Source organism: Pseudomonas sp. DG56-2 (assembly GCF_004803755.1).
Taxonomy (GTDB): Bacteria; Pseudomonadota; Gammaproteobacteria; order Pseudomonadales; family Pseudomonadaceae; genus Aquipseudomonas; species Aquipseudomonas auratipiscis.
The window spans coordinates 4663814-4680963 of record NZ_CP032311.1 but is presented as its reverse complement, the minus strand read 5'-3'; the positions used below and the strand labels follow the sequence as shown (position 1 = coordinate 4680963).

The window sequence follows — 17150 nt, the reverse complement described above, 5'->3', positions numbered from 1 at the left end:
CTCGGATTGAAACCGGTATTTCTACGTCAACTTGATAAAAGAACCAACATATCATGGCATCGATCAGCGTTGAACCTTGCACCTTTGCCCTGTTTGGCGCCCTTGGGGACCTGGCGTTGCGCAAGCTGTTTCCGGCGCTTTATCAGCTTGATCGCGCCGACTTGCTGCATGCTGACACCCGCGTGCTGGCGCTTGCCCGCGAACCGGGCAGCGTTGCTGAGCACCTGGCGACAATCGAAAGCCATCTGCGAGAGTTCGTCCCGCAAGATCAGGTCGAAACCCTGGCGTTGCAGCGTTTCTTGGCGCGCTTGAGCTACGTGCATGTGGACTTCTTCAAGGCCGAGGACTACCAAGCGCTGGCCAGCCAGGTTGGTGATGATAACCAGCTGATTGCTTATTTCGCGACGCCAGCGGCGGTTTATGGCGGCATCTGTGAGAACCTCGACAAAGCCGGGCTCAGCGCACGCACCCGCGTTGTGCTGGAAAAGCCCATCGGCCATGACCTGGACTCTTCACGCCGGGTGAATGACGCGGTGGCCCAGTACTTCCCGGAGGACCGCGTCTACCGTATCGACCATTACCTGGGCAAGGAAACCGTTCAGAACCTTATAGCCCTGCGTTTTGCCAACAGCCTGTTCGAAACTCAGTGGAATCAGAACTCGATTTCCCACGTTGAAATTACCGTGGCGGAAAAAGTCGGAATCGAGGGGCGCTGGGGCTATTTCGACAAGGCCGGGCAACTGCGTGACATGATCCAGAATCACTTGCTGCAGCTGCTATGCCTGATTGCCATGGATCCGCCGAGCGACCTGTCTGCCGACAGCATCCGCAATGAGAAGGTCAAGGTACTCAAGGCCCTGGCACCGATCACTGGCGAAGGCCTGAGCACGCATGTGGTGCGCGGCCAGTACATTGCAGGCTACAGCGAAGGCAGGTCGGTGCCCGGCTATCTGGAGGAAGATAACGCCAATGCCCAGAGCGATACCGAAACCTTCGTCGCCTTGCGGGCGGATATCCGCAACTGGCGTTGGGCTGGCGTGCCTTTTTATCTGCGCACCGGCAAGCGCATGCCGCAGAAGCTCTCGCAGATCGTCATCCATTTCAAGGAAACACCGCACTACATCTTCGCCCCGGAACAACGCTTGCAGATCGGTAACAAACTGATCATTCGCCTACAGCCGGACGAAGGTATTTCGCTGCGGGTGATGACCAAGGAGCAGGGGCTGGACAAGGGCATGCAACTGCGCAGTGGCCCGTTGCAGCTGAATTTTTCCGACACCTGGCGTAGCGCCAGGATCCCTGATGCCTACGAACGCTTGTTGCTGGAAGTGATGCGCGGCAATCAGAACCTGTTTGTGCGTAAAGATGAAATCGAATACGCGTGGAAATGGTGTGATCAGCTTATCGCTGGTTGGAAGCGCAGCGGTGAAGCGCCCAAGCCCTATGCCGCAGGCTCCTGGGGGCCGATGAGTTCAATTGCATTGATTACCCGTGATGGGAGGTCTTGGTATGGCGATATCTGAATTGCAACTGCCTGAGGGCGTGACGGCGCATGACTTCAATAGCGCTGCACAGTTGGCCGAAGGGCTGGCCAAGGATGTAGCAGGGCGCTTGAATACCGCGATAGCGGCTAACGGCCAGGCTACGTTGGTGGTGTCCGGTGGGCGTAGCCCGGTGGCATTTTTTTCGGCGCTAATTCAGCAGCCGCTGGACTGGTCGAAAGTGCTGGTGACTTTGGCCGACGAGCGCTGGGTGCCGGTCGAGCATGCCGACAGCAATGCGGGTCTGCTTAAACGTCACTTATTGACCGGCAAGGCTGCCAAGGCGCGCTTCCTCAACTTATACCGCGCCGCTGCCAACCTTGAGGCCGCAGCGTTGGACGCTGACAAGGCCCTGGCCGAGCTGCCCGGGATCGATGTGCTGGTACTGGGGATGGGTGATGACGGGCATACCGCTTCACTGTTCCCCAACAGTCCGAATCTGGCCGAGGGCCTTGACCCGCAAAGCAGCCGCCGTTGCCTGCCGATGCTGGCGCCAAGTGTTCCTCATCAACGCCTGAGCATGACCCGTGCGCTGCTGGCCAGTGCCGAATTTACCGCCTTGTCCGTGCAAGGGTCGGGCAAACTCGCTACCCTGCGCGCCGCCTTGCAGGGCACAGACATCGCCGAAATGCCGATTCGTGCTTTTCTTCAAGACCCTCTGGATATTTACTGGTGCCCATGAACCAAGGATCCGCCGTTATGACCACGCATGAACTGAAACAGCCGGGAATTTCGATGACCGACAAGATTGCCCGGATCGATCAGATATGCACCCAGGCGCGCATTCTGCCGGTAATCACCATTGCCCGCGAAGAAGACATCCTGCCATTGGCCGATGCCTTGGCTGCCGGTGGCATCAAGACCCTGGAAGTGACCCTGCGTTCGGAGCATGGCTTGAAGGCCATCAAGGTACTGAGCGAACAGCGCCCTGAGCTGTGCGTGGGTGCCGGCACAGTGCTCGACCGCAACATGTTTGCTGCGGTCCAGGCTGCTGGTGCTCAGTTTGTGGTGACCCCGGGCATTACCCAGGACATTCTCCAGGCGGGCGTGGAAAGTGACATTCCGTTGTTGCCAGGTATCAGCACCCCCTCGGAAATCATGATGGGTTACACCCTGGGCTACCGCCGCTTCAAGCTGTTTCCCGCAGAGATCAGTGGCGGTGTAGCGGCAATCAAGGCGTTTGCCGGTCCGTTTGGTGATGTACGTTTCTGCCCAACCGGCGGGGTCAACCCGGAAAATGTCAAAAGCTATATTACGTTACCCAATGTGATGTGCGTGGGTGGCACCTGGATGCTCGACAGTGGTTGGATCAAGAACCGCGACTGGGCGCGCGTCCAGGCTTGTAGTGCCGAGGCACTGGCGCTGCTGGATTGAACTGAATCGTTGTGTGCTGCACGGCTTATGGGGGCGCTTGGTCGGCGCCCCCCTTTTTTTGGTTCTTCACGAAATCCCGGGGGCATGATCTTTGGGCTGGGCTGGGCTGGGCTGGGATTTGAGGCTGTGAGCTTATCCATTCGATGCGGCGGCGCTGTTGGCCCCTTCCGCCCTTACGGCGGGTCCCTTTTGTCTTGGCAAAAGGAACCAAAACCGTGTGTCCCTGCATTCGGCCCTACGCTGCGCTCCGGGTCCCTTCGCTCCGGCATTGCTCCCGTCGGGACCGCACCGAAGGGCCGTCCTGGCCCTACGGTGCTCGCAGGCCATCCATAGCCTGCACCCGACTACGCAATACCTACACTCAGCCTACTGAAGGGGCGATCCAGGGTGTCTGGGCTGGCGATGTACGAAGAGCCAGATCAAAAGCAAAAGCTGCACACCAGCACCTCGCTGTTGCCGTTGCCGCTGCTGTGCTTCTACCTGCACAAATCGTGCAGACGCCACAAATCGTCCCTTCAGTAGGCCGAATGGAACCCTTGCGTAGTGGGGCGACGGCCATGGATGGCCGGCGAGCGCCGCAGGGCCAGGACGGCCCTTCGGCGCGGTCCCCACGGGAGCAAGGGTGGAATGAGGGAGCCCGGAGCGCAGCGCAGGGCCGAATGCAGGGACAAGGGTTTTGCCCACTTTTGCCCCGACAAAAGCGGGTCGCCGTAAAGGCGAAACCAGCCAGTGGTGCCACCACATCAAAAGGATATGCCCATCGACACCTGAGCCACATTCCGGTGCGTAGGTGGTGCCCCATTCAGCCAGTGCTGATCCATTGGCTTAGGCGGTTTCGGATCACCTTTGCGCTCTTACGGCGCATCCCTTTTGTCTAGGCTGCACCCGACTACGCAATACCTACACTCAACCTACCGAAGGGACAACCCGGATGGCAGGCGATAATGTGTCAACGATGTCTCCGTACACGTGTCCACCATGTGTCCGGTCCATACACCCCGACGAAAGTGGGTCGCCGTAAAAGCGAAGCCGGCCAGTAGTGCCACCCCAACAAACGGATATGTCCATCGCCATTCGAGCCACATTCCGGTGCTCACTCGCTAGCAGGCCCCGGTGCGTAGTTCCCGGAATTCCGTGAACAACCTTTTTTTTGCCTGGCGTACCTACAGGCCTTAGGCAACTTTGAAGCGGTTGACCAGGTCTTGTTGCTGTTCCGCCAGTCGCGCCAACTCCTGGCTGGTCACAGCCGTCTGCTGCGCGCCCGCACTCACCTGTATCACCAGGTCGTTGATCTCGTTCACATTGCGGTTGATGTCTTCCGATACTGCACTCTGCTCTTCTGCGGCAGAGGCGATTTGAATATTGCGGTCATTAATACTGGCAACCCCGTCGGCAATTTCGCAGAGCAGTTCACCGGCGCGTTCGATATTGTTGGCGCCTGACTGAGCCTTGCTCAAGGTTTCAAGCATCGAGGTGCTGGCGCGCTCCGAGCCGGCTTGCAGATTGCTGATCATCTGCTGAATGTTGCCGGTTGATTCCTGGGTTCGCTGTGCCAAAGTCCGCACTTCCGAGGCGACTACAGCGAAGCCGCGACCGTGATCTCCGGCGCGAGCCGCCTCTATCGCTGCGTTCAAGGCCAGCAAGTTGGTCTGGTCGGCAATCCCGCGGATGACATCCAGCACTGAAGAGATGGCATCGCTTTCGCGCTTGAGGTCATCAATGGTGCTGGCAGTCTGCTCGGCTTGGTCCGACAGCTGACGGATCAGCTCGATGGTGCTCTCGATCTCGATTCGGCCCTGAGCCGCGTTGGCATTGACTTGCTGAGACATGCTCGCCGCGTCGCTAGTGCTGTGAGCCACTTCGCGTACGGTTGCGCTCATTTCGTTGATGGCCGTGGCAACCAATTCGGTGCTTTGGCGTTGTTGTTCGACGCTGCGGCTGGTTTGCAGCGTGACCGCCGAGGACTCTTCGGCGGCAGTCGCTACCTGCGTGGTGGCATTGCTGATTTCCTCGACAATGTTGGTGATCTCTTTGCTCATGCGATTGAGGTTGTTGGCAATCTGGCCGAATTCATCGTCACTCTGGTAAGTGGTCCTGGAGGTCAGGTCGCGTTCGGCCAGCTTGTTCAATGCTTGATTGATATCGCGTACAGCTACATCGATGCTGCGAATTATCGCCCAGGCCAGCAGTGCTACTGCCAGCAGTGCGACAAGGGCGCTACCAATGGTCAGCCACATAGCCCTGCTTGCCTCGCTGCGTGCTTGCTCGGCCAGAGTGCCGACCGTCTGGGTCAGTGAATGCTCGACCTCGCTCATCTGATCAATGCGCTGGGTGGCTGTTTCAAACCAGACTTGCGGATTGACGCCGAGTCGCTGGCCTAGTGGTACTTCAAATGCCAGGCGTTGCAAACGGGCAACTTCGACGGCGGCGGCTGATTGCATTTTTTCGTCGAATTGGCGCAGTGCTGCAGGAGGGGCCTTGCGTCGAAACCCGTCGGCATATGCGCTGAATTCTCCCAAGTTGCGGGCGAAGCGTGATAGCAAAGTTTCATCGAAACGATCTTGATGGAAGACCAGGCCAAATGTTACTCGCTCACGGCCGGCCCGCTCTTTCATTTCAATGAACTGGTTAAGGGCGCTCAAGGCATGAATCACACGGGTATTAGTTACACCGCTTTCTAGTGAATGGGTGTAGCCGATCAACTGATCGATAATTTGCGTGTAGCGTGTTCCTGACTCGGTGCTGTCGATGCTCAGTTTGTCCACTTGGCTACGGATTTCAGGCAAGCGCTGCAGGGCTGCAATTACTTTCTCAAGCCCGGCGTCTTGCTTGCTGGACTGCCTGCTCACTGCTTCGACGGCCGCAGTGGATTCGCTGCGCATGGACATCAGGTGGTCGGCCATGGCGGTCCCGCGGCTGCCAAGAAACACTCCGCTGGTGCCGCGTTCGCGTTGCAAGGTGGTAATCAACTGGCTCAGAAGTGTTGCCGTTCGGGTGGCTTCGACAGTGGTATCCATGTCCTTGAGCGTTCGGTAGTTGTCGACGATGAATACGCCTGCAAGGCTCAAAAACCCGAGCACTGGTAATACCAGCAGCAATAATAGTTTTAGACGAAGCGGAGCGTTCTTGAGCATGTTGATTCAAACCTCATATGCATTCTGTAGTAAGCGTTTGGCCGGTTCCTTTTATTGTTTGGTGGCACGCAGCCACTATTCTACTGGAGTGGATATAAGTGGGGATAGCGTTAACTAAGTTGAGGGATTAATTAATCATTCCGTTAGCATAAGGTTTGATATATGAAATTGACGAGAGTCAATTTTAATAAAACTTAAAGTTTGCGAGTAAGCATTGAATAATAAAAAAGGCCCGTATTCTGGAATACGGGCCTTTGCGGTTTTACAGCGTCCGCTTATGCGGCTTTGGCTTCCTGCTGGCTCAATGAACGGTTCAGCGCGCTGAACAGTGCTTTGAAGCTGGCAGTGGTGATGTTCTCGTCGATACCCACGCCGTGTACTGGGCGACCACCGGCGACACGCAGCTCGATGTAGGCAGCGGCCTTGGCATTGGTGCCGGCGCCGATGGCGTGCTCGTTGTAGTCCATGATTTCTACGGCAACCGGCAGGCCGGCGACCAGGGCTTCGAGAGCACCATTGCCTTTGCCGCGCCAGTGCAAGGTGGTCTCGCCTTCACCGGACACTTCCACCTCGACATTGCTGTTGCCGTTCTCTTCCTGCAGGCGGTGGCTGACCAGCGCGTAGGGTGAGTTGGCTTGCAAGTATTCGCGGTGCAGCAAGCTGTAGATCTGTTGGGCAGTCATTTCCAGGCCCAAGCGGTCGGTTTCACCCTGGACTACCTGGCTGAACTCGATCTGCATGCGGCGCGGCAAGCTGATGCCGTACTCCTGCTCGAGCAGGTACGTGATGCCACCTTTGCCCGACTGGCTGTTGACGCGAATGACGGCTTCATAGCTGCGGCCAATGTCTGCAGGGTCGATCGGCAAGTAAGGCACCTCCCACTTGGCATCGTCCTTCTGCTGCGAGAAGCCTTTGCGGATGGCGTCCTGATGCGAGCCGGAGAATGCGGTGTGAACCAGATCGCCAACGTACGGGTGACGCGGGTGAACAGGGAGTTGGTTGCACTCTTCGACCACTTTGCGTACGCCGTCGATGTCGGAGAAATCCAGCTCGGGGTCGACACCTTGGGTGTAAAGGTTTAAGCCCAGGGTAACCAGGTCGACGTTGCCGGTGCGCTCGCCGTTGCCGAACAGGCAGCCTTCGACACGGTCGGCGCCAGCCATCAGGCCAAGCTCGGTAGCTGCGACGCCCGTACCGCGGTCGTTGTGGGTGTGCAGGCTGATAAGCACGCTGTCACGGCGGCTGACATTCCGACCAAACCATTCGATCTGGTCGGCGTAGATGTTCGGCGTCGAGACTTCGACGGTCGCTGGCAGGTTGAGGATGATCTTGTGCTCTGGTGTCGGGTTCCACACCTCGATCACTGCGTCACAGACTTCCTTGGCGAACTCCAGTTCGGTAGCGCTGAAGGTCTCTGGGGAATACTGGAAGGTCCACTGGGTTTCCGGCTGCTGTGCAGCATATTTGACGAACAGCTTGGCCGCGTTCACCGCGATGTCTTTCACACCTTGCTTGTCCTGATTGAAGACGATACGGCGGAACGATGGGCTGGTAGCGTTGTACAGGTGAACGATGGCTTTCTTCGCCCCGCGCAGGGACTCGAACGTCCGGGCGATAAGATCTTCACGGGCCTGGGTCAGCACCTGAATGGTGGTGTCATCTGGGATGTGGCCATCTTCGATCAGGGTGCGAACGAAGTCGAAGTCGGTTTGCGATGCCGACGGGAACGACGCTTCGATTTCTTTCACGCCAACGCTGACCAGGGTTTTCCAGAAGCGCAGCTTCTTCACCGCATCCATCGGCTCGATCAGCGACTGGTTACCATCACGCAGGTCAGAGCTGCACCAGATCGGCGCCTGGGTGATGGTCTTCGACGGCCAGGTACGGTCAGGCAAGTTGACGGTAGGGAAGGCACTGTATTTTTTCGAAGGGTCTTTGAGCATGGTCATGAAAGCAATCCTTGAGTGTGCGGCCTGGAAAGGTGGCCTGCCGAACGAAAACGAGATGAAAAGGCGAGGCAACGCGTTTCAGCTTGGTAGTCGTGCACTGACCAGGCAGAGGCTGCGATGTTGACGAAGCAGGATGAGGGTCTGAAAGTTCTTCATGGCTTCAACCCTAACCAGTGGGATTGAGGATGGCAAGCCTTCAGAAAAAATTGAGAGGAATGCTTAAAAATAGCTTCTTGTCGAGATTTTATAGCTGTTTGTGAATGGAAAGACCGCGATTATTGCGCGGTCTTTTTGAATGACGCAAGCCGGCGTCAGGGCTGGAATGCACCGATGAAGATGGCTGGATCCACCCGTGCATCATTGAGGCTGACGTTCCAGTGCATGTGCGGGCCAGTGGCGCGCCCGGTCGAGCCGACCTTGCCGACCACGGCGCCGCGACTGAGCATCTGGCCGGGTTTTACATCGATCTTGGACATGTGGCAGAACATGCTGATAAAGCCCTGTCCGTGGTCGACGAACACCGTGTTGCCATTGAAGAAGTAATTGCCGATCAGAATCACTTTGCCGTTGGCCGGGGTTTTGATTGGAGTGCCGGCAGGTACGGCAAAGTCGAGGCCGGCATGGGGGTTGCGTTCTTCACCGTTGAAGAAGCGACGTACGCCGAACTTGCTCGACAAAGGGCCAATGACGGGCTTGTCGAGGATCAGGTTGCTCGGCAGGTTGGGACTGAAGCTACGATAGGCCTTGAGCTGTTCGGCAAGCTCGGCATCGATGCGCTTGAGGTCGGCAGGGTCTGGATTGACCTGGCGCTTGTTCTTCAAGGTAATGCGTTGCTCGGGGTATTTTTTGCTGCCTACGGTAAAGCTCAGTGTTCGTGAGCCTTGTCTGAGCTGCGCCGGGCCGGGCTTCTGGGTCAGTGGCAAGCCGACGATGGCCAGCCAGTTGTTCTGCTCCTTGACCACCAGTACGGGTTTGCCGTCAAAGCGAGCGCTTGGCGCCTGGGCGGCTGGGCCAAGGTTGATGACGGCAACGCCTCCGGGTACGGGTTTGTTCAATTGACGGGTGATGTAGCTGGCATGGGCACTGCTGGCGAACATCAGGCACAGCATTAACAGCGGCGTAATCAGACGGGACATGGCTCAATCCAGTAGAGATAGCGTGACCGGGGTCAGGTGATTGTCTTCAACCCGTACTTGCAACTCACCTTCACCCAGGCGGGCAGTCAGGCGCTGGCCGTTGTGGGTCTGCGCGGCACTGCGGATAGCCTGGCCGCGCTCATCGAGAAGAATGCTGTAGCCGCGACCCAGGGTCGCCAGGGGGCTGACGATCTGCAGGGTTTGCGCGTGGGCCTGGAGGCGTTGACGACGATCCTTCAGGGTGTCGCGCATGGCGCGTGGCAAGCGTTCGGCGAGGCTGTCAAGGCGCTGCTTGAGCAACGCCAGGGTACGTCCAGGATGCTGCGCCGCCAGGCGCGTGTCGAGACGGGCGAGGCGTTCGCGGCGCTGGTTGAGGCGTTGTTCGAATGCCCGGCGCAAACGCATGTCCAGGTCATCCAGGCGCTGGGCTTGTTGACGCAGGCGTTCGCCTGGGTGGCGCAGGCGACGTGTCAGGCTGTCCAGGCGCAGGCGGTCGTGCATCAGTCGGCTTTGAATGCGCAGTAGCAGACGCCGCTTTAGGCTGTCGATGCGTCGCTGCAGGTCGCTGCTGTCGGGCGCCAGCAGTTCGGCGGCGGCCGATGGTGTTGGGGCGCGAACATCGGCGACAAAGTCGCTGATCGAAACATCGGTCTCATGACCGACGGCGCTGACGATGGGCGTCACACAGGCGGCGATGGCGCGCGCTACCGCTTCTTCGTTGAAGCACCAGAGGTCCTCCAGCGAACCACCGCCACGGGCCAGGATCAGCGCATCGAAGCCGCGACCATCAGCCAGTTGCAAGGCGCGAACGATCTGATTGATGGCCTCGCGTCCTTGTACGGCGGTGGGGATCAAGGTGAGTTCGACCTGCGGGGCACGTCGGCGGAACACGCTGATAATGTCGCGAATAACGGCACCGGTCGGCGAGCTGATAATACCGATGCGTTGTGGATGCGCGGGCAGGGCGACCTTGTTCTCGGCACTGAACAAGCCTTCAGCGCCGAGCTTCTCTTTAAGAGCGTCGAACGCCAGGCGCAGGGCGCCATCGCCTGCTGGCTCGACGGTGTCAAGAATCAGTTGATAGTCGCCGCGGCCCTCGAACAGTGAAACCTTGCCGCGCACTTTCACTGCCAGGCCGTCGCGCAAGGCCTGGCGAACGCGTACAGCGTTCTGCCGAAACAGTGCGCAACGCACCTGGGCGCCGCTGTCCTTGAGGGTGAAGTAGATGTGACCAGACGCTGGGCGGGCGAGGTTGGATATCTCGCCTTCCACCCAGACATTGCGGAACACGTCTTCGAGCAGCACTCGGGCGCGGCCATTAAGTTGACTGACGGTGAGGACTTCGCGGTCCAGGCCGAGTCTTTCGAAAGGGTCTTTGATCATGGGACAGCATCATAAAGGAATGTGGCACCGCGATGGTAAACTGGCAGCTTTCAAGCATGTTTGGCTGCCGTCATGATTACCCAGAGCATCATTGTCCCGAAGATATCCAGCGTTCCTGTGCATGAGCCGCGTGCGCGGGCGATTCTGCGTTGGCTGGTGCGTGAAAGGATCGTTGAGGAGCAGTTGAGCACCTGCGGCGGCACTGGCAATCGCATGGCGTATGCCATCGGCGAGGGCGCGCGCAAAGTAGTGGAGCGTCCTGAACTGTTGCCCTATGACAACGCGGTCAACGGCCTGGAGGTGATTACCAAGCGTTGCATCTATACCCCGCTCGACGATTTCCTCGAGGAGGCTGGCTGCCCGCAATGCCGTCGAGAGGTTGGCGTGGCCTTGTTCGAAAGCCTGGAGGAGTGGATGCCCGGGCAGACCGACAACTTCATTTGCCCATTGTGCGCACATGAAGACGACATCAATGGCTTTCTGTTCTTGCAACCTTGCGCTTTTTCCAACCTGGGTTTCATCTTCAACAACTGGAGCGCAGCGGGGTTCAAGCAAACGTTTCTCGATGACTTCGCCGACTGGCTGGATCAGCCAGTGGCCCTGGTGCAGGTCAGTCGCGCAGGTAACTGACCGAAGGCCCATCTTTGCATTGAGCGAAGGGCTCTGGATGAGTATAATGGCGCGCTTCCATTTTTCCCGCCCGGGAGCCCCCGCGATGCTGCGTATCAGCCAAGAAGCCCTGACCTTCGACGACATTCTCCTAGTGCCTGGTTATTCAGAGGTACTACCCAATGAAGTCAGTCTCAAGACCCGTTTGACCCGTGGCATCGAGCTGAATATTCCGCTGGTTTCTGCCGCCATGGATACCGTGACCGAAGCCCGCCTGGCCATTGCCATGGCCCAGGAAGGTGGCATCGGCATCATCCACAAGAACATGACCATCGAGCAGCAAGCTGCCGAAGTGCGCAAGGTCAAGAAGTTCGAGGCCGGCGTGGTCAAGGACCCGATCACCATCGAGGCTGACGCCACGGTCCGTGACCTGTTCGAATTGACTCGCCTGAACAACATCTCCGGTGTTCCGGTGCTGCATAACGGCGACCTGGTCGGCATCGTTACTTCCCGTGACGTTCGCTTCGAAAGCCGCCTGGATGCCACCGTCCGCGAAGTGATGACGCCTAAAGAAGGGCTGGTCACGGTCAAGGAAGGCGCCGACAAGAACGAAGCGCGCGAACTGCTGCACAAGCATCGCATCGAGCGCGTGCTGATCGTCGACGACAAGTTCGCTCTCAAAGGCATGATGACCGTCAACGATATCGAGAAGGCCAAGGCCTATCCGCTGGCCAGCAAGGACGACCAGGGTCGTCTGCGTGTTGGTGCCGCGGTCGGTACCGGCAAAGACACCGCTGACCGCGTTTCCGCGCTGGTCGCCGCTGGCGTCGATGTAGTGGTTGTCGACACCGCTCACGGTCACTCCAAGGGTGTGATCGACCGCGTTCGCTGGGTAAAAGAGAACTTCCCACAGGTACAGGTCATTGGTGGCAACATTGCGACTGGCGCTGCAGCCAAGGCCCTGGCCGAAGCTGGCGCTGACGCAGTCAAGGTCGGTATCGGCCCAGGCTCGATCTGCACGACTCGCATCGTCGCAGGTGTTGGCGTTCCGCAAATCAGCGCGATCGCCAATGTTGCCGCTGCGCTGGAAGGCACCGGTATCCCATTGATCGCCGACGGCGGTATCCGTTTCTCCGGTGACCTGTCCAAGGCCATCGTAGCCGGTGCATCGGCTGTGATGATGGGCTCGATGTTCGCCGGTACCGAAGAAGCGCCTGGCGAGATCGAACTGTTCCAGGGGCGCTCCTACAAAGCTTACCGCGGCATGGGCTCGCTGGGCGCAATGTCCCAGGCTCAAGGTTCCTCCGACCGTTACTTCCAGGACTCCTCGGCAGGTGCCGAGAAACTGGTACCGGAAGGTATCGAAGGTCGCGTGCCATACAAGGGCACTCTGACCGCGATCATCCACCAGTTGATGGGTGGCCTGCGTTCCTCGATGGGCTACACCGGCAGTGCCAACATCGAAGAAATGCGCACCAAACCTGAGTTCGTGCGTATCACCGGTGCCGGCATGGCCGAGTCCCATGTGCATGACGTACAAATTACCAAAGAAGCGCCAAACTACCGCGTAGGTTGATGCTTCTGGCAACACTTGCAAGCGGGGCTGTTATCGACAGCCCCGCGTCGTTTCTGATTACCACTGACGAGATTGAGTCATGGCCCTCGACATTCACGCTCACCGCATCCTGATTCTCGACTTCGGTTCCCAGTACACCCAGCTGATCGCCCGCCGCGTGCGCGAAATCGGCGTGTACTGCGAACTGCACCCGTTCGACATGGACGATGAAGCGATTCGCGAGTTCGCTCCTCGCGGCATCATCCTTGCCGGCGGCCCAGAGTCCGTGCACGAAGCCAACAGCCCGCGCGCGCCACAGGCCGTCTGGGACCTGAACGTACCGGTTTTTGGCATTTGCTACGGTATGCAGACCATGGCCGAGCAACTGGGCGGCAAGGTTGAAGGTTCCGAGCTGCGCGAGTTTGGTTACGCCCGTGTCGATGTAGTTGGCAAGAGCCGCTTGCTTGATGGCATTGAAGATCACGTCGATGCCGATGGTGTGCTGGGCCTGGACGTCTGGATGAGCCATGGTGACAAGGTCACCCGCATTCCAGAAGAGTTCCACATCCTGGCCAGCACCCCGAGCTGCCCGATCGCCGGCATGGCCGACGACACTCGCGGCTACTATGGCGTGCAGTTCCACCCCGAGGTAACCCACACCAAGCAGGGCGGTCGCATCCTCTCGCGCTTCATCCTCGACGTCTGCGGCTGCGAAGCCCTGTGGACGCCCTCGAAGATCGCTGAAGACGCCATTGCTCAGGTGCGTGCCCAGGTGGGTACCGACAACGTTCTGCTCGGTCTGTCCGGTGGCGTTGATTCCTCGGTAGTTGCCGCGCTGTTGCACAAAGCCATCGGCGACCAGTTGACCTGCGTCTTCGTCGACAACGGTCTGCTGCGCCTGCACGAAGGTGAGCAGGTCATGGCCATGTTCGCCGAGAACATGGGCGTCAAGGTTATCCGCGCCAACGCTGAAGACCAGTTCCTGAATAACCTCGCTGGCGAGGCGGACCCTGAGAAGAAGCGTAAAATCATTGGTCGCACCTTCATCGACGTGTTCGATGCCGAGTCGAACAAGCTGCACAACATCAAGTACCTGGCTCAGGGCACCATCTACCCTGACGTGATCGAGTCGGCTGGCGCTAAAAGCGGCAAGGCTCATGTGATCAAGTCGCACCACAACGTGGGTGGCCTGCCGGAAGAAATGAACCTCAAGCTGGTCGAGCCGCTGCGTGAGCTGTTCAAGGACGAAGTCCGTCGTCTTGGCTTGGAGCTGGGCCTGCCTTACGACATGGTCTACCGTCACCCGTTCCCGGGCCCGGGCCTGGGCGTGCGTATCCTGGGTGAAGTGAAGAAGGAATACGCCGACCTGCTGCGTCGTGCCGACCACATCTTCATCGAAGAGCTGCGCAAGGCCGACTGGTACCACAAGGTCAGCCAGGCCTTCGTGGTGTTCCAGCCGGTGAAATCGGTTGGCGTGGTCGGTGACGGCCGCCGTTACGCCTGGGTCGTGGCCCTGCGTGCGGTAGAAACCATCGACTTCATGACTGCACGTTGGGCGCACCTGCCTTACGAACTGCTGGAAACCGTCAGCGGCCGCATCATCAACGAAATCGAAGGCATCTCCCGCGTCACTTACGACGTGTCGAGCAAGCCGCCTGCCACGATCGAGTGGGAGTGAGTTGAACGACAAGGGCGCCTCGGGGCGCCCTTGTCGTATCTAGTGCTGTTGCCTGTAGCCTGCACTTACATCCAGGGCCGCGATATCGGCACTTTCAACAGCAGGTCGTTTCTGACGAACAAAGCCTCACCTTCTATTTCGTCCCATACGCCCGCGTCGGCACCAATGCTTCCCGCCTGGCCAATTTCAATGTCTTCAATACGCAGGCCAATGGCGCCTTGCAATTCACTTAGCCCAGGAACACCCTCGAAGTTATTGGTGTGCGAGTTACCCACCAATGCCACCCAGCGCCCGGCCCCTCGGCGTGCCTGGTCAGCCTCGATGATTCTGTGGGCGTAGAAGTTCATCATTTCCTGGCGAATGGTGAGTGAAGGTTGCACATACCAAGCCTGGCGATAAGAGGCCATGCAGTCGATGCCTTGTATCCGTATGTTTTGCCGAAATGCCTCGTACATCACTTTTTTGAGCGTGTGAGGTGTCTGCATGCCCAAAGTGGCCATGTAGTCATGTTTCTCAACGTAGGCTTTCAACTCTGCAGGCATCGTTCCGGTTCGATTGAACAAGTCCAGGTCGGCCTGCTGAAAGTCGGTCATGAAATGTTCCATGTAAAAGACATCCACCCCGAGCTTCTTCAACTGACGCATGTTGTTCATCAGAAATTGCTTGGCACTTTCCTGGGTGTGGGACTCGCCGATCACAAGTCCTTCACTCTCTTCGTACAGGCTGCGCAGTATTTCTTTGGGGCTGGCGGTGCTGGGGATTTCGGGAATCGATGGGCGCGGCGGTTGTTCGAATGATCCATAGAACTGGTGTGCGTCAAGGGCCAGCTGGTCACGTAGCTGCCTGTAACGTGAGTGCGGCGCGCCGCTGTCTGGGTCGCCCAATGCAAAGTTTTCTCTGCCGTCCGCTGCGGCCCTCAATGCCTCGCGCTCGGCCTGTGGCACTTCATAAGGGCTAGGTTCCAACGCTGGTAGGCCAGGTCGTGGTGCCACTCTGCCCCAGATTTTCAGCAAGAATCGAGGTGCACCTCCTTTGAGTCCCAAACGCGGCTTGATCTGCCAGTTCCCCTGGTCATCCACTGCAATGGGAATATTGCGGGAAAATGAGTAGGGGTTGTCTGGATCAATGATCACCCAAGTCGATAACTCTCCTACGTAGCGCACCTGGTAGGTTTGCTCGCCCACCATGGCGTATTGTTTGCCGTCCTGGACAAAAATGCCTTTGAATTGGCTGTCAGGCGCAGTCCTCAGGATATCGTTGCTTTCAAGCGACTCCAGCAACTGCGCCTGTCCTTCGTACCTGAATGACTCAGGGACCCAGGTCTGCAGGTCCGCAGGTGTGATGGGTTCGAATTCTTCGCTTGCGAATGGGTTTTCAGGGGTGTTCGTGGCGGCTTCGTCACCTGCAGTTGTTTCCGTCATTTCCCCGGCAGCATCAACGCCGCCAGCGCGCAACAGGGTGGCGTTGAACAAGGTATTGATGCCCGCCAGTATCGCGCCTGTGACACCCGCCTGACGCTCTGCGGTGGTGTGTCCGTTAATGGCCTGGTCAACATTCAGCCCGGTTTCCGCCAGACCAGCGCCTACTACGGCGAGCGCCACCGGCCAATCAAAAGCCGCCATGGGTCCGAAAACCTTGGAGAAGGCTGCGAGGTAGCCGATCCAGAGTTGTTTGCGCAGATCGGCATTTGAGCGCAGGGCAAAATGGGCGTCGTCGAGCATGCGTTGACGTGCCGCATCGCGTAGGTGGCTGAAAGCATCCGTGTGCAGGGTCGTATTCAGGGTGTTCAGTCCATCGTAATGGAGGCTGCCCCATTGTGTTTTCATGACGTCAAGTAGATGCCCGAGACCTACGCCTCGATCATCCTCATCCTGGCTGCTGAGAGCGAAGTGGTTCAGCAGGCGAGCGCGTTTCTCTGCTGTGCCGGTCTGCGCCAGCACCCAGGTACGAAGTTCGAGGTTGCTGGCAAACAGCTGAAACGTATCAACCTCACCGGGGAGGTAGAGCAACTGGTAGCCATCATCCATGACCACTCTGAGGATGGAACTGGCGACATGACCACCAATGTCAAAGGTGCACAGGCGAACTCCCTGTGCCGGTGTCACCGTGTTCTGCAGTTGTTGCAGGGTCGGCGGCCATGTTGTCTCTGCCGCCAAGGCGACAGCGACCTTGCGCAGGTATCTGACCAGCGTCTTGTCACCTTTCTCGGCGCAGGCTTCTAGCACTTTGCTGAGGAAAGTCGATTTGGCCAATGTGCGATAAGCGTCTGAATAGTGCGCCCAGAAACGTTCAAGGCGTTGGCTATAGTCCGCGCTTAAATTGACGTCCCAGAAGTATTCGAGCACGTCCTTGGGTGCCAAGGGGATTTCGTTGTGTTCGTCGTAAGTATCCTTGCCCGGTCCGTCGGAATAGAAACCGGTGTAGGTACCGAGCTCGTCGGTGCCGTCCTGATCGGCAACATTGAAGCGGTGCAGTACCAATTGCGCCAGGGTCAGGGATTGATACGGATGGCCGCAATGTTGCCAACCACTGAAGGTGCGGGGGCTGCTCGACCCCGAGTGAAAACGGTGGAAATAGACATGGTCAGGATCGAGGCCTGCAAGGTTGTGCCGGACGAGCAGGGCGATGGCAGTATCGCGGGCCATTTGGCGAATGTCCGGGCAGTGCGTGCTCACCTGGGTGGCCATCAGTCTCAGGTCTTCAAGATCCTTGTTTTGCTGTGCGGTTTTCAGCATGAGCGTTCTCGTAGGAGAGGGAAGGGCGCTCAGCGTGAGGCAGGCAATAGGGGTAG

General features: G+C 58.3%; 11 protein-coding genes and 1 pseudogene. 6 read left to right on the top strand and 6 right to left on the bottom strand.

Translation table 11 applies throughout. The annotated features are described in order from the left end of the window. Nucleotides 1-53 precede the first annotated feature (53 nt). The 3 genes from zwf to D3Z90_RS21440 are packed head-to-tail and all read left to right on the top strand — an operon-like array spanning nucleotide 54 to nucleotide 2915. On the top strand, nucleotides 54-1523 hold the full coding sequence (gene zwf / locus D3Z90_RS21450) for a glucose-6-phosphate dehydrogenase (RefSeq protein WP_136477918.1): 1470 nt from the start codon (nucleotides 54-56) through the stop codon (nucleotides 1521-1523). Further along, nucleotides 1510-2223: a 6-phosphogluconolactonase gene (pgl, locus tag D3Z90_RS21445; RefSeq protein ID WP_136477917.1), complete on the top strand. Its 714-nt coding sequence runs from the start codon at nucleotides 1510-1512 to the stop codon at nucleotides 2221-2223. The genes zwf and pgl overlap by 14 nt, the downstream gene beginning before the upstream one ends. Nucleotides 2224-2240: 17 nt before the next feature. Then, nucleotides 2241-2915: a bifunctional 4-hydroxy-2-oxoglutarate aldolase/2-dehydro-3-deoxy-phosphogluconate aldolase gene (locus D3Z90_RS21440; protein ID WP_136477916.1), complete on the top strand. Its 675-nt coding sequence runs from the start codon at nucleotides 2241-2243 to the stop codon at nucleotides 2913-2915. Between the two features lie 1172 nt (nucleotides 2916-4087). On the opposite strand, the gene D3Z90_RS27425 is transcribed toward D3Z90_RS21440, so the two are convergent. From D3Z90_RS27425 to xseA, 5 genes and pseudogenes are all read right to left on the bottom strand, one after another. Further along, on the bottom strand, nucleotides 4088-4795 hold the full coding sequence (locus D3Z90_RS27425; protein ID WP_371922329.1) for a methyl-accepting chemotaxis protein: 708 nt from the start codon (nucleotides 4793-4795) through the stop codon (nucleotides 4088-4090). Between the two features lie 156 nt (nucleotides 4796-4951). Next, a pseudogene (locus D3Z90_RS27420) lies at nucleotides 4952-5932 on the bottom strand (nitrate- and nitrite sensing domain-containing protein); the annotation flags it as partial. 392 nt (nucleotides 5933-6324) lie between these two features. Continuing rightward, nucleotides 6325-7998 (bottom strand): 2-isopropylmalate synthase, encoded by a 1674-nt coding sequence (gene leuA / locus D3Z90_RS21430; RefSeq protein ID WP_136477914.1) that lies wholly within the window; start codon nucleotides 7996-7998, stop codon nucleotides 6325-6327. Between the two features lie 311 nt (nucleotides 7999-8309). Further along, the gene (locus D3Z90_RS21425; protein WP_136477913.1) at nucleotides 8310-9134 is read right to left on the bottom strand and encodes a M23 family metallopeptidase; all 825 of its coding nucleotides are present in this window, start codon (nucleotides 9132-9134) and stop codon (nucleotides 8310-8312) included. Nucleotides 9135-9137: 3 nt separating this feature from the next. Then, a complete protein-coding gene (xseA, locus tag D3Z90_RS21420; RefSeq protein ID WP_136477912.1) occupies nucleotides 9138-10517 on the bottom strand; it encodes an exodeoxyribonuclease VII large subunit in 1380 nt (459 codons plus the stop codon). A gap of 72 nt (nucleotides 10518-10589) precedes the next feature. Here xseA and D3Z90_RS21415 point away from each other — a divergent pair, with 72 nt between their 5' ends. From D3Z90_RS21415 to guaA, 3 genes are all read left to right on the top strand, one after another. Then, a complete protein-coding gene (locus D3Z90_RS21415) occupies nucleotides 10590-11147 on the top strand; it encodes a sugar ABC transporter ATPase (RefSeq protein WP_136477911.1) in 558 nt (185 codons plus the stop codon). A gap of 85 nt (nucleotides 11148-11232) precedes the next feature. Continuing rightward, nucleotides 11233-12702 carry an IMP dehydrogenase gene (guaB, locus tag D3Z90_RS21410; RefSeq protein WP_136477910.1) on the top strand — a complete coding sequence of 490 codons (1470 nt, stop codon included), beginning with the start codon at nucleotides 11233-11235 and terminating at the stop codon, nucleotides 12700-12702. 79 nt (nucleotides 12703-12781) lie between these two features. Then, complete coding sequence (guaA, locus tag D3Z90_RS21405) at nucleotides 12782-14359, top strand: glutamine-hydrolyzing GMP synthase (RefSeq protein WP_136477909.1); 1578 nt, start codon at nucleotides 12782-12784, stop codon at nucleotides 14357-14359. A 65-nt stretch (nucleotides 14360-14424) separates the two neighbouring features. Here guaA and D3Z90_RS21400 read toward each other — a convergent pair whose 3' ends face one another. Then, on the bottom strand, nucleotides 14425-17094 hold the full coding sequence (locus tag D3Z90_RS21400; protein ID WP_136477908.1) for a dermonecrotic toxin domain-containing protein: 2670 nt from the start codon (nucleotides 17092-17094) through the stop codon (nucleotides 14425-14427). Between the last annotated feature and the right edge of the window lie 56 nt (nucleotides 17095-17150).